The organism is Arthrobacter sp. CAN_A6, from assembly GCF_015751715.1.
In the GTDB taxonomy this organism is placed as follows: domain Bacteria; phylum Actinomycetota; class Actinomycetes; order Actinomycetales; family Micrococcaceae; genus Arthrobacter_D.
On sequence record NZ_JADOUV010000007.1, the window covers coordinates 17,354 to 38,572 of the forward strand.

General features: G+C 66.8%; 18 protein-coding genes and 1 tRNA gene. 16 read left to right on the forward strand and 3 right to left on the reverse strand.

What is annotated here, in order from left to right; all coding sequences use genetic code 11:
- Nucleotides 1–7: 7 nt before the first annotated feature.
- Together IWX75_RS12165 and IWX75_RS12170 are read right to left on the reverse strand one after the other, a co-directional pair.
- On the reverse strand, nucleotides 8–751 hold the full coding sequence (locus IWX75_RS12165) for a response regulator (RefSeq protein ID WP_196822517.1): 744 nt from the start codon (nucleotides 749–751) through the stop codon (nucleotides 8–10).
- Nucleotides 751–2,415, reverse strand: coding sequence for a sensor histidine kinase (locus IWX75_RS12170; RefSeq protein WP_196822518.1), 1,665 nt, complete (start codon nucleotides 2,413–2,415; stop codon nucleotides 751–753). The genes IWX75_RS12165 and IWX75_RS12170 overlap by 1 nt, the downstream gene beginning before the upstream one ends.
- Before the next feature lie 214 nt (nucleotides 2,416–2,629).
- Here IWX75_RS12170 and IWX75_RS12175 point away from each other — a divergent pair, with 214 nt between their 5' ends.
- The 14 genes from IWX75_RS12175 (at nucleotide 2,630) to IWX75_RS12240 (ending at nucleotide 15,205) form a co-directional block, all read left to right on the forward strand.
- Nucleotides 2,630–4,030, forward strand: coding sequence for a cation:dicarboxylate symporter family transporter (locus tag IWX75_RS12175; RefSeq protein WP_196822683.1), 1,401 nt, complete (start codon nucleotides 2,630–2,632; stop codon nucleotides 4,028–4,030).
- Between the two features lie 279 nt (nucleotides 4,031–4,309).
- Entirely contained in the window at nucleotides 4,310–5,197 is an 888-nt protein-coding gene (locus tag IWX75_RS12180) for a ParA family protein (RefSeq protein WP_196822519.1), read from the forward strand.
- Nucleotides 5,198–5,209: 12 nt separating this feature from the next.
- The gene (locus IWX75_RS12185; protein WP_196822520.1) at nucleotides 5,210–6,142 is read left to right on the forward strand and encodes a segregation and condensation protein A; all 933 of its coding nucleotides are present in this window, start codon (nucleotides 5,210–5,212) and stop codon (nucleotides 6,140–6,142) included.
- Nucleotides 6,135–6,806, forward strand: a complete 672-nt coding sequence (gene scpB / locus IWX75_RS12190) for an SMC-Scp complex subunit ScpB (protein ID WP_196822521.1) — start codon at nucleotides 6,135–6,137, stop codon at nucleotides 6,804–6,806. Before IWX75_RS12185 ends, scpB begins: the two co-directional genes overlap by 8 nt.
- 25 nt (nucleotides 6,807–6,831) lie before the next feature.
- Nucleotides 6,832–8,313: a pseudouridine synthase gene (locus IWX75_RS12195; protein WP_196822522.1), complete on the forward strand. Its 1,482-nt coding sequence runs from the start codon at nucleotides 6,832–6,834 to the stop codon at nucleotides 8,311–8,313.
- Nucleotides 8,314–8,316: 3 nt separating this feature from the next.
- Entirely contained in the window at nucleotides 8,317–9,441 is a 1,125-nt protein-coding gene (locus IWX75_RS12200; protein ID WP_196822523.1) for a prephenate dehydrogenase, read from the forward strand.
- Nucleotides 9,438–10,139 (forward strand): (d)CMP kinase, encoded by a 702-nt coding sequence (cmk, locus tag IWX75_RS12205; RefSeq protein ID WP_196822524.1) that lies wholly within the window; start codon nucleotides 9,438–9,440, stop codon nucleotides 10,137–10,139. The genes IWX75_RS12200 and cmk overlap by 4 nt, the downstream gene beginning before the upstream one ends.
- Nucleotides 10,140–10,234: 95 nt before the next feature.
- Nucleotides 10,235–11,782, forward strand: a complete 1,548-nt coding sequence (gene der, locus IWX75_RS12210; protein WP_196822525.1) for a ribosome biogenesis GTPase Der — start codon at nucleotides 10,235–10,237, stop codon at nucleotides 11,780–11,782.
- Between the two features lie 79 nt (nucleotides 11,783–11,861).
- A tRNA-Pro gene (locus IWX75_RS12215) sits at nucleotides 11,862–11,935 on the forward strand.
- Nucleotides 11,936–12,140: 205 nt separating this feature from the next.
- Nucleotides 12,141–12,527 (forward strand): glycine cleavage system protein GcvH, encoded by a 387-nt coding sequence (gcvH, locus tag IWX75_RS12220; protein ID WP_196822526.1) that lies wholly within the window; start codon nucleotides 12,141–12,143, stop codon nucleotides 12,525–12,527.
- A gap of 80 nt (nucleotides 12,528–12,607) precedes the next feature.
- Nucleotides 12,608–13,102, forward strand: a complete 495-nt coding sequence (locus tag IWX75_RS12225) for an FHA domain-containing protein (RefSeq protein WP_196822527.1) — start codon at nucleotides 12,608–12,610, stop codon at nucleotides 13,100–13,102.
- A gap of 8 nt (nucleotides 13,103–13,110) precedes the next feature.
- Nucleotides 13,111–13,860 (forward strand): transcriptional regulator FtsR, encoded by a 750-nt coding sequence (ftsR, locus tag IWX75_RS12230; protein ID WP_196822528.1) that lies wholly within the window; start codon nucleotides 13,111–13,113, stop codon nucleotides 13,858–13,860.
- A 10-nt stretch (nucleotides 13,861–13,870) separates the two neighbouring features.
- Nucleotides 13,871–14,383 (forward strand): bifunctional nuclease family protein, encoded by a 513-nt coding sequence (locus IWX75_RS12235; protein WP_196822529.1) that lies wholly within the window; start codon nucleotides 13,871–13,873, stop codon nucleotides 14,381–14,383.
- 225 nt (nucleotides 14,384–14,608) lie between these two features.
- Nucleotides 14,609–15,205 carry a MerR family transcriptional regulator gene (locus IWX75_RS12240; RefSeq protein ID WP_196822530.1) on the forward strand — a complete coding sequence of 199 codons (597 nt, stop codon included), beginning with the start codon at nucleotides 14,609–14,611 and terminating at the stop codon, nucleotides 15,203–15,205.
- Between the two features lie 112 nt (nucleotides 15,206–15,317).
- On the opposite strand, the gene IWX75_RS12245 is transcribed toward IWX75_RS12240, so the two are convergent.
- The gene (locus tag IWX75_RS12245; protein ID WP_196822531.1) at nucleotides 15,318–16,130 is read right to left on the reverse strand and encodes a ParA family protein; all 813 of its coding nucleotides are present in this window, start codon (nucleotides 16,128–16,130) and stop codon (nucleotides 15,318–15,320) included.
- 217 nt (nucleotides 16,131–16,347) lie between these two features.
- Here IWX75_RS12245 and IWX75_RS12250 point away from each other — a divergent pair, with 217 nt between their 5' ends.
- Nucleotides 16,348–19,764 carry a pyruvate carboxylase gene (locus tag IWX75_RS12250; protein WP_196822532.1) on the forward strand — a complete coding sequence of 1,139 codons (3,417 nt, stop codon included), beginning with the start codon at nucleotides 16,348–16,350 and terminating at the stop codon, nucleotides 19,762–19,764.
- Complete coding sequence (locus IWX75_RS12255; protein WP_196822533.1) at nucleotides 19,761–21,164, forward strand: mycothione reductase; 1,404 nt, start codon at nucleotides 19,761–19,763, stop codon at nucleotides 21,162–21,164. Before IWX75_RS12250 ends, IWX75_RS12255 begins: the two co-directional genes overlap by 4 nt.
- The last annotated feature ends 55 nt before the right edge of the window (nucleotides 21,165–21,219 follow it).

The following is a 21,219-nucleotide window of genomic DNA, read 5'->3' on the forward strand; positions in this document are numbered from 1 at the left end:
CGTTGCGTCAGCGGGCCCAGCGGTACTCGAATTCGGGCCTGCCCCGGGTGCCGTAGCGGGGGGTGCGCCGGGCTGACTCCTGCTCGGCAAGATATTCCAGGTAGCGGCGGGCAGTCACCCTCGAGAGGTTGAGGCTCTCGGCGATTTCGAGGGCTGACGTCGGCTCGGTCAATCCCTTGAGGTGCTGGACGACGGCGCGAAGGGTTTCTTCCGACAGCCCCTTCGGGAGGAACGCTCTGGATGCCGCGGGGCGGAGGGCGGCGAGGGCGTGGTCGACCTCCGACTGGGTGGTCGACGCGGCCTGACCTGTCAGGTTGTTCCGAAACCCCTCGTAGCTGGTGAGCTTCTCGGAGAAGGCGGAGTAGGTGAACGGCTTGATGAGGTACTGCACGATTCCCGAGGAAATCGCCGAGCGGACCACCTGGAGGTCCCGGACGGCCGTGATGGCTATGACATCGGTGGGAAGGCCCAGACCGCGGATCCTGCGGATGATGTCGAGTCCATGGGCGTCGGGCAGGTTCATGTCGAGCAGGACGAGGTCGACCCCGGCGGGGAAATCCGTCGGCGGGGAATCGACCGGCTTGCCCCCGCCGGCGGCTCCCCTGCTTCCGGGAGAGAGGAAGGCCATCGCCTCGGCGCCGGTCCGTGCCACCCCGGCAAGGGTGAACCCGTCGAGCCGCCGGACATATTCGGCATGGGCGTCGGCCGCGATCGGGTCGTCCTCCACCACGAGGACGCGGATCCCGGCCACTACAGGGGGCCCGCGGTGGGCAGGACTTCGGCCCGGGAGGGCAGGACGACGGCGAATGCGGCGCCACCGAGCTCCGACGTCGTCACTTCGAGGGTGCCGCCGTGCCGTTGGACCGCCTGCCGCACCAGGGCAAGGCCGATTCCGCGGCCGCGCCCGGAGTGCTCCTTGGTGGAGAAACCCAGATCGAAGGCCCTCCTCCGGTCACCGGCCAGGATGCCGGGACCGCTGTCCTCGACCACCAGGGTCAGACCGCGCCGCGGCCCTTCGGCGCCGCCGATGGCCAAATGGACGCGGCGCCTGTCCGATGCCGCCGCGGCATCGAAGGCGTTGTCGAGCAGGTTCCCGACGATGGTGACGAGATCACCCGCCTCGATGCCGGCGTCACCCACCGCCTCCTCCACCTCGATGGAGAGGTCGATGCCGCGTTCGTTGGCCTGTGCAGCCTTACCCACCAGGAGCGCGGCAACGAAAGGTTCGTCCACGGCGGCGACTACGCGATCGGTCAACTGCTGCGACTGCTGGAGATCCTTCGTCGCGAACTCGAGGGCGTCGGCGCGCCTGTCCAGTTCGATGAGGGACACGATGGTGTGCAGCCGATTGGCGTGCTCGTGTGTCTGCGCGCGCAGTGCCTCGGCGAGGGTACGCAGAGTCTGCAGTTCGCCGGACAGGGATTCGATCTCGGTGTGATCCCGGATGGTGGTCACTGTTCCGAGTGAACCGGTTTCGGAAGGACTCTTCCCGCCCGGCGTCGTTCCTCCGGTGTTGTTCCCTACCGGAGGCACCGCCGGTGCCTGGTTCAGCACGAGGACCCGGCTCTCCGTCAGGTGGACCTCGTCGAAAGCGTGTCGCCCGCTGGTCAGCAGCTCCGTGAGTGAGGCCGGCAGGCACAGGTCAGCTGCGCGGGCGGGCTGACCTGTGCGGTTCCCGTCAAGACCCAGGAGTCGTGCTGCCTGGTCGTTGTAGAGGATCAGGCGCCCCTCCGGGTCGGTGAGCAGAAGGCCCTCGCGCACCGAGTGGAGCACCGAGTCGTAGAAGACGAACATCCGTGCAAGCTCACCGGTCCCGAGGCCCAGCGTCGCCCTGCGGAGATGGCGGCTGAGGACGAAGGACGACAGCGCACCGAAACTGAGTGCCCCGAGCGCGATCAGCCCGACCAGCGGCAGTTGGGCATTGCGCGCGATCGCGGCCCGGTCCACAGTGATTCCCGCCGCCACCATGGCCACCACGGTGCCGGAGGAGTCCTTCACCGGCGCGATCGCGCGGATGGAGGGCCCCAGTGTCCCGGTGTAGGTTTCGATGTGCGGTCTCCCTGCCAGTGCTTCGGCAACCGAACCGATGTAGGGGAGGCCGATCTGTTCCGGATTGCGGTGCGTGTAACGGGTACGGTCCGGAGCCATGATGGTCACGAAGTCGACTCCGAGTCCGTCCATCACCGCCACTGCGTACGGCTGGAGTTCCGCCGCCGGGTCCGGCCCGCCCACCGCGTTCCGGACGAGCGGATCGAGGGCGATCGTGCCCGCTACGGACAACATACGCTCGGACGCAGCGTCGTAGGTGTTCTGTTCCGCGTCCAGGTACAGCACCCAGGAGATGCAGGAGGTCAACAGGAAGACGAAGACCAGCTGACCCGCGAAGAACTGGCGGGCAAGGCTCCATCGTTTCACGCAGTAACCGGTTTCCTCTCGAGTGCGTTCCAAGTCTAGCCGGGCACCCACGACCAGTATGAACGCAAGGGTGATCGGCGTCACCCCTGCTGGCAGGATGGCGAGCACAGAACATCACCTGACCAGCCCCCTGGCCATACCGCCCGCGAACCGAGAATGGGCTCGGTCCGCCGGTCCTGCCGGGCGGCACACAACATTGGAGCTCCTCATGGCTATGGCGCCATTTCGATCCCGCGGGGGATCAGCAACACCCCGCAAAAAAGTCGACAAGACCCACTACCTGTACATCGCAGTCATTGCGGCGGTGATCCTCGGCGCGATCCTCGGCCTTGTTGCGCCGGAGCTCGCCATCGCGCTCAAACCCCTCGGCACGGGCTTCATCGCCCTGATCAAGATGATGATCGCGCCGATCATCTTCTGCACCATCGTGCTGGGCATCGGTTCGATCGCCAAGGCCGCGACAGTCGGGAAGGTCGGTGGGCTTGCCCTCGGCTACTTCATGCTGATGTCGACCTTCGCGCTCGCCATCGGCCTCGTGGTCGGCAACCTCATCGACCCGGGAGAAGGCCTCGACATCGGTGCCTCCACCTACGAGGCTCCGGCGACCGACGAGGCCGCTGATGGAACCGTGGGCTTCCTGCTCGGCATCATCCCCACCACGCTGCTCTCGGCGCTGACCGGCCCGAGCATCCTGCAGACCCTCTTCGTGGCGCTGCTCGTCGGTTTCGCGCTGCAGAAGATGGGTACTGCCGGGCGTCCGATCCTCCGTGGCATCGGGCACATCCAGGCCCTCGTTTTCCGCATCCTCGTGATGATCATGTGGCTGGCACCCATTGGTGCCTTCGGGGCCATCGCCGCCGTTGTCGGAGAGACCGGCGTCCAGGCCATCGTGAGCATGTTCACGCTGATGATCGCCTTCTATGTGACCTGCGCCCTCTTCATCGTGGTGATCCTCGGCGGCCTGCTCAAGATCGTCACCGGGGTCAACATCTTCAAGCTGATGCGGTACCTCGGACGCGAGTACCTCCTGATCTTCTCCACCTCGTCCTCCGAGGCGGCGCTGCCGCGGCTCATCGCCAAGATGGAACACGTCGGTGTTTCCAAGCCCGTGGTCGGTGTGACGGTGCCCACCGGCTACTCGTTCAACCTCGACGGAACCGCGATCTACCTCACCATGGCGTCGCTTTTCGTTGCCAGTGCAATGGGCACGCCGCTCGCCCTGGGTGAGCAGATCTCGCTGCTGGTGTTCATGATCATCGCCTCCAAGGGTGCTGCCGGCGTCACCGGTGCCGGTCTTGCCACGCTGGCCGGCGGCCTGCAGTCGCACCGGCCGGACCTCGTGGAGGGTGTGGGCCTGATCGTCGGTATCGACCGGTTCATGTCCGAGGCCCGAGCGCTGACCAACTTCACGGGCAACGCTGTGGCCACCGTGCTGATCGGGACCTGGACCAAGGAAATCGATCGGGCCCGTGTCGATGAGGTCCTCGAGGGCCGCCTGCCGTTCGACGAGGAGACCATGAGTTCCGACCACAACCGGTTCGACGACGACGACGTCGAAGCCGGCGCTGAAGCCCGGACCGATATCGTCGCAGGAAGCGGCGCCCGGGTCAGCTAGGGGTCGACACTCCTGGCCAGTACCGGGTGCGTGGAAGGGCCGCTTCTCTGGGCCTTCCATGCACCCGGTACTTTTTCGTTAGGCTTATACCCGGCATGGACACCGCCGTACCGGCAACGTTCGACCTCAAGTTGAGGATCAAGGCTCGCGCCCATCCCGCGAACATTTGCCCGAGGGCCGCCGAAGGCGGTTGTACGGTTGAGGAAGAACAAGTGTGGCGGGTCGCTGGAAAACGGCATGCGGCCGGCCGGCAATACCAATGGAAGCGTGGAGAAATACGTGAGTAGCGAACAGGGTTTCACAACTCTGCAGAACGCAGCCGAAGCTGAAATTGGACCCACGGGCCGGCCGGTGACGGTATTCCCCGAACCGCCGGTCCTTGATTCCCACGGTCCTGCGCGCATCATCGCCATGGTGAACCAGAAGGGCGGGGTGGGAAAGACCACGTCCACGATCAACCTGGGCGCGGCGCTCGCCGAAGCCGGACGGCGGGTCCTCCTCGTGGATTTCGACCCCCAGGGCGCACTGTCAGCGGGACTGGGCACAAATCCCCACGAGCTCGATGTGACCGTGTACAACGTGCTGATGGACCGCAAGGTGGACATCCAGGATGCCATCCGGACCACCGCGATCGACAACATAGACCTCCTGCCGGCGAACATCGACCTGTCCGCGGCCGAAGTGCAGCTCGTCAACGAGGTGGCGCGTGAGCAGGTCCTTGACCGGGCGCTCCGCAGGGTCTCCGACAATTACGACGTCATCCTCATCGACTGTCAGCCATCCCTGGGACTCCTCACCGTCAATGCCCTCACCGCAGCGCACGGCGTCATCATCCCGCTGATCTGCGAGTTCTTCGCCCTGCGTGCCGTGGCGCTCCTGGTCGAGACCATCGAGAAGGTCCAGGACCGCCTCAACCCCGGGCTGCAGGTGGATGGCGTGCTTGCGACGATGTACGACGCGCGCACGCTTCACAGCAGGGAGGTCATCGCCCGCCTGGTCGAGGCCTTCGGGGACAAGGTCTTCGAAACCGTCATCAAGCGCACCATCAAGTTCGCCGACGCGACAGTTGCTGCCGAACCGATCACCTCCTATGCGGGCAACCATTCCGGGGCAGACGCCTACCGCAGGCTGGCCAAAGAGCTGATCGCGAGGGGTGGAGCGCCCTAGCGGGTGCAGGCCATGCCCGCTCCGGGGTTCCAGTCCGCGGCCTTTACAGCAGCAAAGCCGGCACCGCAGGAGATGAAGGCGGTCTTCGAACTGCACCTCTCCAACTTCACCGGCCCGTTCGAGGTTCTCCTGAACCTGATCTCCAAGCGTGAGCTGGACATCACCGAAGTGGCACTTGCCGAGGTGACCGACGAATTCCTCGCCCATATTCGCCGGATCCAGCTCTCCGAGGGGGAGTGGGACCTCGACGAGGCGAGTGAGTTCCTCGTCGTGGCGGCAACGCTCCTCGACCTCAAGGCCGCGAGGCTCCTGCCTTCGGGGGCGGTCGAGGATGATGAGGACATCGCACTGCTCGAGGCGCGGGACCTCCTCTTCGCGCGGCTGCTCCAGTACCGGGCCTTCAAGGAGATCGCGCGCCAGTTGGCCGGCAAACTCGACGAGGAGGTTGACCGGTACCCGCGCAAGGCACCGTTGGAGCCACTGTTCGCCGCGATGCTGCCCGAGTTGGTGTGGCAGTCCTCTCCGGAAGACTTCGCCGCCCTCGCCCGGAAGGTGCTTGCGCCACGGGAACCTGCGCGCAGCGAGGTGAGCCTCGGCCACCTCCACTTCCCACGGGTCAGCGTCCCGGGCCAGGCCGAGCTGATCGGGGTGTTGTTGAGAGGAGCTCCTTCGTTGTCCTTCGGTCAACTCACCGCCGACGCCGGACATCGGGCTGTCGTCGTCGCGCGTTTCCTGGCTCTGCTGGAACTGATCCGGGACGCAGTCGTCTCCTTCGAACAGGAAGCACCGCTGGGTGTGCTCCACTTCCGCTGGGTGGCGGAGACCGATGGGCCACGCCCGGAGGCCCGAACGGCAGATTCCGACGTCGGCGCAGCACCACTCGCCGTAACGACCGAGGGTAGGCCCGTCGGGAATGGCGGGAGCGGTGGGAGGGGGAATGGTTGAAAGAACTGATCGTCCCGACGGCGACGACGCATCCGGCGACGCCGGATACAGTCCCGCCGCATACGACCCCGCGGACCAGCCGGGCGGACTGAAGGGCGCGCTCGAGGCTGTCCTGATGGTGGTGGAGAAGCCGGTGACCGAGACCGAGCTGGCCCTGGTGCTGGGTGTGCCCGCCGGGCAGGTGGCGGAAATGCTCGTGGAACTGCAGCGTGAGTACGACGGTTATACTGGGGAAGGCCCGCAGAGCGTCGATGCTCCCCAACCGCGCGGTTTCGAGCTGCGCAGCATCGCCGGCGGATGGCGCATTTTCTCCCGGAACTGGTTTGCTCCAGTGGTGGCGGCGTTCGTCCTCGAAGGCCAGACGTCCCGCCTTTCACAGGCCGCACTCGAAACGCTTGCGGTGATCGCGTATCGGCAACCAGTCTCCCGTGCGCGGGTTTCAGCCATCCGCGGTGTCAACGTGGATTCGGTGGTCCGCACCCTCACGCAGCGCGGGCTCGTTGCCGAGGTGGAGACCGATCCGGAGACCGGGGCAATCCTTTATGGGACCACCCCGTATTTTCTGGAAAGATTGGGACTTGGCAGCGTGGCCGAGCTGCCGCGGCTCGCGCCTCACCTGCCCGGTCTGGAGAACCTCGGGGATTTCGACGATACGACGTACTAAGAATGCTAACCAGAAGGACGAATTGATGACACAGGCGCCAGGATCCGGCTCCGGACGGAATAACCCGCGCCGCGGCGCCGCCTCAGGCGGCAGGCCGTCGGACAGTTCAGGCGGCCGCGGACGGCCGACGGGCCGCGCCGGTGATGACCGTGCACGCGGGGGCCGTCCCGACAGTGATCGCACGCCCGGCCGCGCCGGTGATGACCGTGCGCGCGGGGGTCGTCCCGATGGTGACCGCGCGCGCGGGGGCCGTCCCGGTGATGACCGTGCGCGCGGGGGCCGTCCCGATGGTGACCGCACGCCCGGCCGCGCCGGTGATGACCGTGCGCGCGGGGGCCGTCCCGGTGATGACCGCGCAGCAGGGGCCGGCCGCGGAGCCGAGCGCCAGAGGCCCGGCTCGGGGTCCACGAGCAGGTTCGGCGCTGAGACCTCGGGGCGGCAGGGTTCCGGCGCAGGCTCATCCCGGGACGGGTTCTCCCGTAACGCCGCAGGCAGGCCCGACGAGGGAAGGAACAGCCCCTCAAGGGACGGCTCCTTCCGGGACGGCCCTTCCAGGAGCAGCGAGGGTGCCGGCCGGACCGGTGAGAGGAAGTTCGGTGCGGCACGTCCGTCCGGCGGCAGGCCTGGAGCGGCAAAACCGGGCCGCCCGACGCGTCAGAAACCGGCCGGACCCAAGGCGTTCGGGCGGGAGCGGTTCGGTAAGGACCTCGGGCCCGTCCGGCGTCCCAAGCCCGCGCGCTCCTCGCGTCCCGCCGACGAGGTCGATGTCCACGATCCGGAGGGTGTCCGGCTGCAGAAGGTCATGGCGCTGGCCGGCGTCGCGTCCCGGCGCGTATGCGAGGAGATGATCCTCGACGGACGGGTGGAGGTGGACGGCAGCGTGGTGACCGAACTCGGAGTTCGCGTGGACCCCGAGAAGGTTGCCATCCACGTCGACGGCATGCGTCTTCAGCTCAACGAGTCCCAGCGGTACTACGTGTTCAACAAGCCGCGTGGCGTGGTGTCCACCATGGAGGACCCCGAGGGCCGGCCCTGCATCGGCGATTTCCTCAAGAACAAGAACAAGAACGAAAGGCTCTTCCATGTGGGCCGGCTCGACGCCGAGACCGAGGGCCTGCTCCTGCTGACGAACGACGGCGAGCTGACGAACCGGCTCACCCACCCCTCGTACGAAGTGCCGAAGACCTACCTCGTCCAGGTCCGCGGACCCATGGCTCAGGGGATCGGCGCGCAGATGAAGGAGGGCATCGAGCTCGAGGACGGCGTTGCACGGGTTGATTCCTTCAAGCTCGTCGATTCCACTCCCGGCCACGTCCTCGTCGAGGTGGTGCTCCATTCAGGGCGCAACCGCGTGGTCCGCAGGCTCTTCGACGCAGTCGGCCACCCCGTCGAGCGGCTGGTCAGGACCCAGGTGGGACCCATCCGTGTCGGTGACCAGCGGCAGGGCAGCATCCGCGTCCTCGGGCGCCAGGAGGTAGGCCACCTCCTCGCATCGGTAGGTCTGTAGCGGATGCAGGCACAGGCGGACAACGGAACCCACCTGACCGGTCCCGTGCTGGTGATCGGCGCCGGGCTGCTCGGGGCGAGCATCGGCCTCGGGCTTCGGGCCCGCGGCGTCGACGTCGTGCTTTCCGACATCTCCCCGTCCACGCAGGCTGTGGCGCGGGACATCGGTGCAGGCCGCGTCCTTGAGCCGGCGGTAGCCGGCAAGTTCCTCGAACCGGAGCTCGTGGTCGTCGCCGTGCCACCCGATGTGACCGCCGCGATCGCCGCAGCCGCCCTGGGAGACTACCCCCGCGCCGTCGTCGTCGATATCTCCAGCGTGAAGTCCGCCGTCCTGCGGGAGCTCCGGGAACTGCTGCCCGGAGAGGCGGCGTTGTCGAGGTATGTGGGCACGCACCCCATGGCCGGCCGCGAGAGATCCGGCCCCGTGGCTGCGCGCGCCGAGTTGTTCACCGGCATGCCCTGGGTGCTGTGCCCCGGGGACCAGAGTTCAGCTGCAGCGGTGCGCTGCGCCGAAGCGCTGGCCGTTGACCTCGGCGCAGTTCCGGCACGCATGAGCGTGGACGACCACGACCAGGCCGTCGCCCTCATCTCGCACCTGCCACAGGTGGTGTCCTCCCTCGTGGCGAGCCGCCTGCAGGAAACCCCTGCCAACGCGCTGTCGCTCGCCGGCAACGGGCTCCGGGACGTCACGCGCATCGCGGCCAGCGATCCCGGCCTGTGGGTGCAGATCCTCTCCGCGAACGCCGATCGCCTCGTGCACATCCTGTACGGAGTGCGTGAGGACCTGAACCGCCTGATCGGAACCCTCGAAAACCCCGTCGCCGATGGCGCGCGGCTCGACATGGCGCAATTGATGTCCGAGGGTAACGCCGGCCAGGCACGGATCCCGGGCAAACACGGCACCCCACCGGGCTCCTTTGCCCGGCTGACGGTGCTGGTGGATGACACGCCCGGGCAGATCGCCCGGCTGCTGACCGAGATCGGCGATACCGGCATCAACCTCGAGGACCTGCGGCTCGAACACTCACCCGGACGCCAGCTGGGGATGGCCGAAATTTCGGTCCTGCCCGGGAAGCGGCAGAAATTGACGGAGTCCCTCACGCAGCGGGGCTGGAAGGTGATCCAGTGAACGAGAACCGCCCCCTGTCCCGCTTCCGGCTCGGCAAATCCCTCGTGGTAGCCATCGACGGGCCGTCGGGCTCCGGCAAGTCGAGCGTCAGCAGGGAAGTCGCCCGGCGACTGCACGCCGCCTATCTCGACACTGGCGCCATGTACCGTGCGGTCACCCTGCACTGCATGGTCGGGGGAGTGGACCTGCAGGACGCCGTCTCGGTCGAGCAGGCCGCCCGCAGCGTCGAGTTGTTCATCAGCACGGACCCGAACCGGGAATCTGTCACCCTGAAAGGGGAGGACGTCACGAACGCCATCCGGGAACCCTCCGTCTCGTCCGCGGTCAGCGCCGTGGCGACGACCATGGGAGCAAGGAGCGAACTGATCCGCCGCCAGCGTGCCCTGATCGCCGGGGCCGGGCACCGCATCGTGGCCGAGGGACGTGACATCACCACCGTCGTCGCTCCTGACGCCGAGGTGCGGATCCTCCTGACGGCGAGCGAGGAGGCCCGCCTCCGCCGGCGCGGGGACCAGTTGGGCGGTTCACAGAGCGAGGGCCAGCTCAAGCAGCAGGTGCTCGAGCGGGACGCCCGCGATTCCACAGTGGTGAACTTCCAGCAAGCCGCAGACGGCGTGGTCACCGTCGACTCCTCAACACTCGATTTCGAGCAGACCGTCTCGGCAGTTCTCGACGTCGTGCGCGCCGTCGCCCACTAGGCGCCGTACGGCCAACGCTCCGAACCCCTCTTTCGAGTCGATCGGAGTACAGCCAGGCGCCGCCCACCAGCCACGTACTAACGAAGGAATGCACTATGAGCGGAACGATTCCGCCCCAGGATCCCACCGGACCCGACGAGGAATTCGAGCCTGCGGGCGAGGACCGCATCGCCGAGCGGCTCGAGGTGCTCGACGACGCCGAGGCCGAGGTCCGTGCCGCTTCGCTGCGCGCCGGGCTCGAGGACTACGAGCTCGACGACGAGGACGCAGCGCTGCTTGCGCGCCAGGACGAGGACTACGACGACGACGCCGAACACCGGCTGAACCCGGTCCTCGCCATCGTGGGACGCCCCAACGTCGGCAAGTCGACCCTGGTCAACCGCATACTCGGCCGCCGTGAGGCCGTGGTCGAGGACACCCCCGGCGTCACGCGTGACCGGGTGTCCTACCCTGCGCAGTGGACCGGGCACAACTTCACGCTCGTCGATACCGGCGGGTGGGAGCAGGACGCGAAGGGCATCAACCGGCGCGTTGCCGACCAGGCCGAGATTGCCGTGGACATGGCCGACGCCGTGCTGCTGGTGGTCGACGCCACCGTCGGAGCCACCGCGACCGACGAGGCAGTGGTGCGGATGCTCCGGCGCAAGAAGAAGCCGGTGATCCTCGTGGCCAACAAGGTGGACGACATCCAGAACGAGGCCGACGCCGCCTTCCTGTGGGGCCTCGGCTTCGGCCAGCCCTGGCCGGTCTCGGCACTGCACGGCCGCGGCACCGCCGACATGCTGGACAAAGTGGTGGAAATCCTTCCCGAGTTCTCCGAGCACGGCGGCATCGAACGGTCGGGTGGACCCCGCCGCGTCGCGTTGATCGGGCGCCCCAACGTCGGCAAGTCCTCGCTGCTGAACAAGCTCGCCGGGACGGACCGCGTCGTCGTCGACCCGCTGGCGGGCACCACCCGGGATCCGGTGGACGAGATGCTCGAACTGGGCGGGCGCACCTGGCGCTTCGTCGACACCGCGGGCATCCGCCGGCGCGTACACATGCAGCAGGGCGCCGATTACTACGCCTCCCTCCGGACGCAATCCGCCCTCGAGAAGGCGGAGGTCGCCGTCGTGCTCCTCGCCGTCGACGAGGTGCTGAGCGAGCAGGACGTCCGGATCCTCAACATGGCCATCGAGTCTGGCCGTTCGATCGTGCTGGCCTTCAACAAGTGGGACCTGCTCGACGACGAGCGCAGGCGTTACCTCGAGCGCGAGATCGACCAGGACCTTGCGCACGTGGACTGGGCTCCACGCGTCAATATCTCGGCACTGACCGGCTGGCACAAGGACCGTCTGGTGCCGGCACTCGACATCGCCCTCGAGTCCTGGGACCGCCGGATTCCCACGGGCCGGCTCAACGCCTTCCTCGGGGAACTGGTGGCGGCGCACCCGCACCCGGTCCGGGGAGGCAAGCAGCCGCGGATCCTCTTCGGCACGCAGGCCTCAAGCCGCCCGCCGAAGTTCGTCCTGTTCACCACGGGCTTCCTCGATCCCGGTTACCGCCGCTTCATTACGCGCCGGTTGCGGGAAACCTTCGGTTTCGAGGGGACCCCCATCGAAGTGAGCATGCGCGTGAGGGAAAAGCGTAGCCGGAAGCGTTGATCGCCGGTCTTCGTGCGGTACGTCCGGCTTGATGCTGTAGAGTTATCGAGGTGGTTTGACCGGTAAGGGTCACACCGTTCGGGATGTGGCGCAGCTTGGTAGCGCACTTGACTGGGGGTCAAGGGGTCGCAGGTTCAAATCCTGTCATCCCGACGGACGGAACAGCAGTTAACGGGCCCGTTCCCACCTGTTGCAGGCAGCAGGTGGGAACGGGTTTTTCTGTGTCCGCCGGCCTGCCTGCCTCCCCTGGGCGGACCGGCGCACGGGTCGATGGGAACCATGCCTATACTCGATCCATACCGGACCGGGCGCAGCTGCCGTTTGGTCCTCATCCGGAATCACCAGCTGAAAGGCGATCATGAGCAACATTCCCGAAGGTCTCTACTACACGGCCGAGCACGAGTGGGTCAGCGAGCCGAATGCCGCCGGCGTGGTGCGCGTGGGGATCACCGATTTCGCGCAGGACGCGTTGGGTGACGTCGTGTACGTCCAGCTGCCGGACGCCGGCTCCACAGTGGGCGGCGCCGACGTCGTCGGCGAGGTCGAGTCGACCAAGAGCGTCAGCGATGTCTACGCCCCAGTCTCGGGCGAAGTCGTCTCCCGTAACGAGGCCCTCGACGATGATCCCTCGCTCATCAACTCCGACCCGTACGGCGAGGGCTGGCTCCTCGAAATCCGCGTCGAGAGCGCCGCCGTCGTCGAGGAACTGCTGAGTTCTTCGGAATACTCGCAGCAGGTAGGCTAGAGCTACCGGCTCTGGCAGTTGTCGCTACCCGGGATGGCGAGGCCATCGAGCTCAGGTCACGTAGGGTGGGGAGGAAACCAATGGTTGGCGACAACACCGCAGCCGCGAACGAAGGGGAACCGCAGATGGAGTCTTCGGAGACCACAACCATCGGTCTGCCCCCGCAGATCGAGACCACCGAAATCGAGCGGAACCTCACTCGTGAGGAGCAGAACTCCGTCTCGGCTCTTCCCGCCGGATCCGCACTGCTGATCGCGCACTCCGGTCCCAACGCGGGTGCCCGCTTCCTCCTCGACGAGGACGTGACGAAAGCCGGCCGCCACCCCAATGCGGATATCTTCCTCGACGATGTCACCGTGTCCCGTCAGCACGCCGAGTTCCGCCGCACGGAAACCGGCTTCCTGGTGGTCGACACACGGAGCCTGAACGGCACCTACGTCAACAACGACCGCGTGGACAGCATCGCGCTGCGCAACGGCAACGAGGTGCGGATCGGCAAGTTCCGCCTCACCTTCTACGCGGCGCGCACCGGTGCCGCGGGCCAGTCCTCGGCGCAGCACACCGCGCAGGCGTAGTCCGCTTCATGCCTTCAACTCCTTCCAGCCGGCGCAGCATAGGTGCGGTTCCGGCGCACCCGGGCTCCGGCGTCCGCAACATCGGTGAGGTCCTCCGCGAGCTCGCGGAGGATTTTCCGCAGGTCACCGCGTCGAAGATCCGGTTCCTCGAGGAGAAGGGACTGATCACCCCGCAGCGGACGCGCGCGGGCTACCGCAAGTACGCGGCCCACGACGTCGAACGCCTCCGCTTCGTCCTGGCGCTCCAGCGGGACCAGTACCTCCCCCTGAAAGTCATCAAGGACTATGTCGATGCCATCGATCGGGGAGAGCGGCCCGAATCGCTGCCCGGTGGGATGAGCCTCTCGCCGCGTATGGTGTCCGACCAACTGGCCCGGGAGCTGGGTTCCCACGCGCGCAGCCTGACCGCCGAGACGCTTGCCGCGGAAGCCGGTGCAACCCCTCGGCTCATGGCGGACCTCGTGAACTTCGGGTTGATAGCGCCTGCTGACGGCCGCTTCGACGAACACGCCCTGAAAATCACGAAGGCGTGCGTCCAGCTCGAAGGCCACGGCATCGAACCCCGGCACCTGCGCCCCTTCCGCGCCGCGGCCGACCGCGAATTGGGCCTCGTGGAACGGGTGATCGCTCCCGAAGCGTCCCGACGCGACGTCGCGTCCAAAGCCCGTGCTGCCGAGACGGCGCGTGAAATCAGCGAATTGTGCCTCGGGCTTCACAGCGCCCTGGTTTACGGCCACATCTCCAGGCTGGACAGTTAGGCGTCCTGCAATGATCGAAGTGGAAGTTGTCGGGGTGAGGATCGAATTGCCGTCGAACCAGCCCCTCGTGCTGCTCAAGGAGATCTCGGGGCCGAAGCACCTGCCCATCTGGATCGGAGCGCCGGAGGCGAGTGCTATAGCCTTCGTGCAGCAGGGCATCGTGCCGCCGCGCCCCATGACCCACGACCTGCTGGTCGACGTCGTGGCGGCTGCCGGACGGGCCATCACCGAGGTGCGGATTACCTCGGTGGAAGACACCGTGTATCACGCCGAACTGGTGCTCGACGACGGCACCACCGTCGAATCGCGCGCCTCCGACGCTTTGGCTGTCGCGCTGCGCGTGCCCTGTTCCATCTTCTGCGCGGACGAGGTATTGCTTGCGGCCGGGGTTGAGATCGCGGAGGCGGAGGATGACGGCGAGGACGGTGAAGCCTCCGATGAGAAGCAGGAAACCGCCGAGAAGGAACTCCGCCAGTTCCGGGAGTTCCTTGCCGATGTCGAGCCTGAGGACTTCGAGCGCTGATCCGGAGTCCGCTCCGAGGCAGCTCCGGGTCCTGATCCGGCCGGAGCCTTCCCGACACGGGAATTCTTTAGGTGCAGGGTCTTTGACCTTCGAACCGCAGCGATCTAACGTCGAAGAATAGTTCCCATTGCACCGAAGCCCGAGCCGGGGCACACTTGAGTTCAAATCCCCGGCCCTCAGGCCTCTTCGGCTACATTCCCGGGGACCCCGATGAGGAGGCAGCGCGTGAGTCCGAAGGGTGACGCCGGCGAGCTTGCGGGCCAGGCCGCAGCGGGTTCCGCCCTACCTGCAAGCGCCCAGGGCTTACTGTTCACCGAGGACCTCCCGGTTCTTGACGAGGACGCCGGTTACCGCGGCCCCATCGCCTGCAAGGCCGCGGGGATCACCTACCGCCAGCTCGACTACTGGGCCCGGACCGGACTTGTCGAGCCTGCAGTACGGGGAGCGACGGGTTCCGGCACGCAACGCCTCTATGGCTTCCGCGACATCCTCGTGCTGAAAGTCGTGAAGCGGCTGCTCGACACCGGCGTTTCGCTTCAACAGATCCGCAGCGCCGTGGAGCACCTGCGGGAGCGCGGAGTCGAGGATCTCGCGCAGATCACCCTGATGAGCGACGGCGCAAGCGTGTACGAGTGCACCTCCGCCGACGAGGTCATCGATCTCGTGCAGGGCGGTCAGGGCGTGTTCGGCATCGCCGTAGGGCGGGTCTGGCGCGAAGTCGAAGGCACCCTCGCGGCCCTTCCCAGCGAGCACGCGCCCGAGCAGGGCTTTCCGGGCGATGAGCTGAGCAAGCGCCGAACCACGGCACGCCGCATCGGCTAGCGTTCCGTCGACGTGCCGCTTCGAGGGGCACCTGCGCTACCAGAAAACGAGAAACGCCCCGGACACGTCCAGGGCGTTCGCCGTGTTCCGCGCGGTCCCGCCGCTTCTGGTCCTACCTGCGGGACGCACGGCTTCGAAGGCGGCCCGAATCGAACAGATTCCCCAGAAGCTCGTCGAAGTACCCCGCTGTCTGCCGCGCGGCGTCCCCTGGCCAGGAGTGCACCGAGTGGGCTGCACCCTGGATCTGCTGCCAGTTCGCCTGCTCCGGGATCGTCGGATCGAGCAGGAGGTCCCCGAACATCCGCCCCATCTCCTTCAACCGGAACGCGTGCTCGTTCGACGCCGGCCGTACCCGGTTCGCCACGATTCCCGCCGTCCGAAGGCCCGGCGCGAACTCCGAACGAAAAACCTCGAGCGCCCGCATGGCCCGCTCGGTTCCTGCCACGGAGAACAGCGCAGGCTCGGCGACCAGAAGCACCTGGTTACTGGCAGTCCAGGCCATGCGGGTAAGCCCGTTGAGCGAGGGCGGGCAGTCGATGAGGACCAGGCTATATCGATCGACCCTGGACAACAGTGTCGAAAGTCTCTTCAGGTCACGGGTGCCGAGGTCGGGCCGGTCGAAGGATGCCGAAGTACCGGAACCGACGGCCACATCCAACGCCGGGTCCTGCCGGCCGGCAGTCACAGCCCAGCCGCTCGGAGCCGTGTTGGCCGCCAGATCCCCGCGGCGGGAGTCCTTCAACAGCCGCCCGATGTCCAGCTGGCCGCCGCGGTCCACCCCCAACCCCCGAGTCGCATCCGCGTGGGGGTCGAGGTCGATCACGAGCGTCGGAATTCCCGCAGCAAGTGCCGCCGATGCAAGCCCCAGGGTGACCGAGGTCTTACCCACTCCGCCCTTGAGGCTGCTGATACTGACAACTTGCACGCGAGATACCCATCCCTAACCTGGTGTCCTGCGGCAGGTCTGCAGCAGGTAAGCGAAAATCCCCTGATCATTCTAAAGGGACGGGCAGAGGCTCCGGAACGTCGCCCACTGCCGTTACGTGTCGCTACAGGAGATGAACTCCCCACAGGAACCGAACTGTAGGATCGGAGGAACTTCCCAGCAAGCCGCAACCGACCCGCAAGGACGCAGGAGAGCGATGTTTTCGAAGATTCTGGTAGCTAATCGTGGTGAGATTGCCATTCGTGCGTTTCGTGCCGGGCATGAGGTGGGGTCCAAGACGGTGGCGGTGTTCCCTTATGAGGACCGTAACTCGATTCATCGGCAGAAGGCTGACGAGGCGTATCTGATCGGTGAGGAGGGCCACCCGGTGCGGGCGTACCTGGACATCGAGGAGATCGTGCGGGTCGCCAAGGAGTCGGGGTGTGATGCGATCTACCCGGGGTATGGTTTCCTGTCGGAGAACCCGGGCCTGGCGCGGGCCGCCGCGGATGCGGGAATCACCTTTGTGGGTCCGCCGGCTGATGTGCTGGAACTGGCCGGGAACAAGGTCAAGGCGTTGGACGCGGCGCGGGCTGCGGGTATTCCGGTGCTTGCCTCCTCCCGTCCGAGCGCCGATGTTACGGAGTTGATCGCGGCGGCGGAGGAGATCGGGTTTCCGGTGTTCGCCAAGGCCGTGGCCGGCGGTGGGGGCCGGGGGATGCGCCGGGTCGATACGCGGGAGGCGTTGCCGGAGGCGTTGGAAGCGGCGATGCGTGAGGCGGAGTCGGCGTTCGGGGATCCGACGATGTTCCTGGAGCAGGCGGTGTTGCGGCCGCGTCATATCGAGGTGCAGATCCTCGCTGATGCGCAAGGCAATGTGATGCATTTGTTCGAGCGGGATTGTTCGTTGCAGCGCCGGCATCAGAAGGTCATCGAGATCGCGCCGGCCCCGAACCTGGATGAGGGGATCCGGCAGGCGTTGCACCGGGACGCGGTGAAGTTCGCGACGGCCCTGGGGTATGTGAATGCCGGGACGGTGGAGTTCCTGGTGGACACGGTGGGGGAGCGGGCGGGTGAGCATGTGTTCATCGAGATGAATCCGCGCATCCAGGTCGAGCACACGGTGACCGAGGAAGTCACCGACGTGGATCTGGTGCAGGCGCAGTTGCGCATCGCCGCGGGGGAGTCGCTGGCGGATCTGGGCTTGTCGCAGGACACGGTGTATGTGCGGGGTGCTGCGTTGCAGTCGCGGATCACCACGGAGGATCCCGCGAACGGGTTCCGGCCCGACGTGGGACGTATTTCCGCGTATCGGTCGGCCGGTGGTGCCGGGGTGCGCCTGGATGGTGGGACGGTGTATGCGGGGGCGGAGATCAGCCCGCATTTCGATTCGCTGCTGGTCAAGCTCACCTGCCGGGGCCGGGACTATGCTTCCGCGGTCACGAGGGCCCGCCGTGCGCTGGCGGAGTTCAGGGTCCGCGGGGTGTCCACGAACATCAGCTTCCTGCAGGCGGTGCTGGATGATCCGGACTTTCTCGCCGGGAACGTCGCGACGTCCTTCATCGACGAGCGCCCGGAGCTGTTGACGGCCCGGGTGCCGGCGGACCGGGGCACGAAGCTGTTGACGTGGTTGGCGGAGGTGACGGTGAACAAGCCGCACGGGGAGCGCCCGGTGCACCTTGACCCGCAGGAGAAGCTCCCCCGGATCCCCCAGGAGGACCGTGAGGCTGCGTTGCCGGCCGGATCGCGCCAGCGATTGCTGGAACTGGGGCCTGAGGGCTTCGCTCAGGAGTTGCGGGCCCAGGTGGCGGTGGCGGTGACGGATACGACGTTCCGGGACGCGCACCAGTCGCTGCTGGCGACCCGGGTCCGCACCCGGGACCTGACCGCCGCGGCGGGCCCGGTGTCCCGTTTGACCCCGGAACTGTTCTCGGTGGAGGCCTGGGGTGGTGCGACCTATGATGTGGGTTTGCGGTTCCTGGGCGAGGATCCGTGGGACCGCCTGGATGCTTTGCGCCGGGAGATCCCGAATATTTGTTTGCAGATGCTGCTGCGCGGGCGCAACACGGTGGGCTACACCCCCTACCCCGAAGCCGTCACGGAAGCATTCGTCACCGAGGCTGCGGCGTCGGGGATCGATATTTTCCGGATCTTCGATGCCCTGAACGATGTGTCCCAGATGGAGCCGGCGATCCGGGCCGTCCGGGCGACCGGCACCGCCGTCGCGGAAGTGGCCCTGTGCTACACCGCGGACATGCTCGATCCGGCCGAAACCCTCTACACCCTGGAGTATTACCTCGACCTGGCCCAGCGCATCGTGGACGCGGGGGCGCATATCCTGGCGATCAAGGACATGGCCGGGCTGCTGCGCCCCGCCGCGGCGGCGAAACTCGTCACCGCGCTGCGGGAACGCTTCGAGCTACCGGTGCACCTGCACACCCACGACACCGCCGGGGGTCAGCTCGCGACCCTGCTGGCCGCGATCGAGGCAGGCGTGGACGCCGTGGACGTCGCCAGCGCACCCCTGGCCGGGACGACCAGCCAGCCCTCGGCCTCGGCGCTGGTCGCGGCCCTGGCCCACACCGAGCGCGAGACCGGGCTGGACCTGGACGCTGTGTGTGCCCTGGAGCCCTACTGGGAAGCGGTCCGCCGGATCTACTCGCCCTTCGAGTCCGGGCTGCCCGGGCCCACGGGCCGGGTCTACCGGCACGAGATCCCCGGCGGTCAGCTCTCCAACCTGAAGCAGCAAGCCATCGCCCTGGGGTTGGGGGAGCGCTTCGAGGCCATCGAGGACATGTACACCGCGGCCGATAAGATCCTGGGGCGCCTGGTGAAAGTCACCCCGTCCTCCAAGGTCGTGGGAGACCTGGCCCTGGCCCTGGTCGGCGCGAACGTGGATCCGGCGGAATTCGAAGCCAATCCGCAGGCCTATGACATCCCGGATTCGGTGATCGGGTTCCTCAACGGCGACCTCGGAGACCCGCCCGGCGGCTGGCCCGAGCCCTTCCGCACCAAAGCCCTCACCGGCCGCACCGTCAAACCCGCCACGGCTGAACTCGACCCCGAGGACGAGGTGAAACTCGCAGGGGACTCCCCGGAGCGCCGAACCACCCTGAACCGGCTGCTCTTCCCAGGACCCGCGAAGGACTACGCGGCCGTCCGCGACACCTACGGAGACGTCTCCGTGCTGGGCACCGCGGACTACCTCTACGGCCTGCAACAGGGCACCGAGCATGTCATCGAACTCGAAAAAGGCGTCCGGCTCATCGCCCGCCTCGAAGCCGTCTCCGACCCCGACGAGAAAGGCATGCGCACCGTGATGTGCGTGTTGAACGGCCAGATGCGCCCCGTCAGTGTCCGCGACAACTCCATCCACAGCGACGTCAAAACCGCAGAGAAAGCCGACACCACCCGGCCCGGCCACATCCCCGCGCCCTTCGCCGGCGCCGTCACCATCACCGTCCAAGAAGGCGACACCGTCACCGCCGGAGACACCGTAGCGACCATCGAAGCCATGAAAATGGAAGCCAACATCACCACACCGGTCACCGGCACCATCAAACGCATCACCGCCGGCGCCGCCCAAGCCCAAGGAGGCGACCTCCTCCTCGAGGTGACACCGGAGGAAGCATGACGCATTACGACCTCGCCATCATCGGCTCGGGCTCCGGCAACACCCTGATCACTCCGGAGTGGGACAACCGCCGGATCGCCCTGATCGACGGCGGGACGTTCGGCGGGACCTGCCTGAATGTCGGCTGCATCCCGACGAAGATGTATGTGTATCCAGCAGGGCTCGCGACCGCTGCGCGCGAGTCCTCGCGACTCGGCGTGGACCTCACCTTCGACGGAGCGAGGTGGGCCGACATCCGCGACCGCATCTTCACCCGTATCGACGCGATTTCCACCGGGGGACGCGAGTATCGGGCGGACGAACTGGAAAACGTCACCCTGTTCGAGGAGTACTTCCGCCTGACCGGCGAGAAATCGCTCGTCTCCGCAACAGGGCAGGAGATCACCGCCGACCAGGTGGTGATTGCGGCAGGATCGCGTGCAGTGCTGCCCGACATCCCGGGAATCACCCTTCCGCAGGTCCACACCTCCGACACCGTGATGCGGCTCGCGACGCAGCCCGCGCGTCTGCTGATCATCGGAGGCGGCTATATCGCAGCAGAATTCGCCCACGTCTTCGGAGCCCTCGGCACGGAGGTGACGATGGTGGTGCGCTCCGGTGGCCTGCTACGGGCTCTCGACGAGACGGTGTCGGCGCGCTTCACCGAGGAGGCCTCGAAGCAGTGGCAGGTCCGTCTCGACTCATCCGTTGCCTCGCTGAAGGAAAATTCCGACGGAACAGTACGCGCGGTGGTATCCGGCCCGGCGGGCGCCGAGGACCTCGACGTCGACGCGGTGCTCGTGGCGACCGGCAGGGTCGCCAATACCGACCGACTCGGTGCGGCCGAGGCAGGCTTCGATCTCGCCGCGAACGGCAGTCTCCATGTTGACGCCTACCAGCGTGTCCTGAGGGGAGGGCTGCCGGTTGAAGGTGTCTGGGCTCTGGGCGACGTCAGCAGTGCCCACCAGCTCAAGCATGTCGCCAATCATGAGGCGCGGGTGGTTTCCTACAACCTGCTGCATCCCGAGAACCTGCGCCTGAGCGACCACAGGTATGTACCAGCAGCGGTCTTCACCCACCCGCAGCTGGCCGCCGTCGGTATGACCGAGCAGGAGGCGCTTCGTCATGCCGAATCGACCGGCACCGAGATCGTGACCGCGGTCCAGCAATACGGCTCAACAGCCTACGGATGGGCGATGGAGGACACCGTCGGCTTCGTGAAGCTGCTGGCAGAGAGAGGCACAGGACGGCTCCTCGGAGCCCACGTCCTCGGACACGAAGCGTCGATGATCATCCAGCCCCTCATCCAGGCGATGTCATTCGGGCTTACCGCCCACGACATGGCGCAGGGACAGTACTGGATCCATCCGGCCCTGACCGAGGTGGTGGAGAACGCTCTGCTGTCGCTGGGAACCGGCTGACCAGCCGCAGGTGACCGGCAGTCAGCGCACTGATCGGTCGGCCGACCGATCAGGC

Bases quoted from the DNA above. Each gene is read 5' to 3' on its own strand.
- gcvH (WP_196822526.1), top strand. From the start codon at position 12,141: ATGAGCAACATTCCCGAAGGTCTCTACTACACGGCCGAGCACGAGTGG.
- scpB (WP_196822521.1), top strand. From the start codon at position 6,135: ATGGTTGAAAGAACTGATCGTCCCGACGGCGACGACGCATCCGGCGAC.
- IWX75_RS12175 (WP_196822683.1), top strand. From the start codon at position 2,630: ATGGCGCCATTTCGATCCCGCGGGGGATCAGCAACACCCCGCAAAAAA.
- IWX75_RS12185 (WP_196822520.1), top strand. From the start codon at position 5,210: ATGCCCGCTCCGGGGTTCCAGTCCGCGGCCTTTACAGCAGCAAAGCCG.
- IWX75_RS12235 (WP_196822529.1), top strand. From the start codon at position 13,871: ATGATCGAAGTGGAAGTTGTCGGGGTGAGGATCGAATTGCCGTCGAAC.
- IWX75_RS12255 (WP_196822533.1), top strand. From the start codon at position 19,761: ATGACGCATTACGACCTCGCCATCATCGGCTCGGGCTCCGGCAACACC.
- IWX75_RS12195 (WP_196822522.1), top strand. From the start codon at position 6,832: ATGACACAGGCGCCAGGATCCGGCTCCGGACGGAATAACCCGCGCCGC.
- IWX75_RS12250 (WP_196822532.1), top strand. From the start codon at position 16,348: ATGTTTTCGAAGATTCTGGTAGCTAATCGTGGTGAGATTGCCATTCGT.
- IWX75_RS12200 (WP_196822523.1), top strand. From the start codon at position 8,317: ATGCAGGCACAGGCGGACAACGGAACCCACCTGACCGGTCCCGTGCTG.
- ftsR (WP_196822528.1), top strand. From the start codon at position 13,111: ATGCCTTCAACTCCTTCCAGCCGGCGCAGCATAGGTGCGGTTCCGGCG.
- IWX75_RS12225 (WP_196822527.1), top strand. From the start codon at position 12,608: ATGGTTGGCGACAACACCGCAGCCGCGAACGAAGGGGAACCGCAGATG.
- der (WP_196822525.1), top strand. From the start codon at position 10,235: ATGAGCGGAACGATTCCGCCCCAGGATCCCACCGGACCCGACGAGGAA.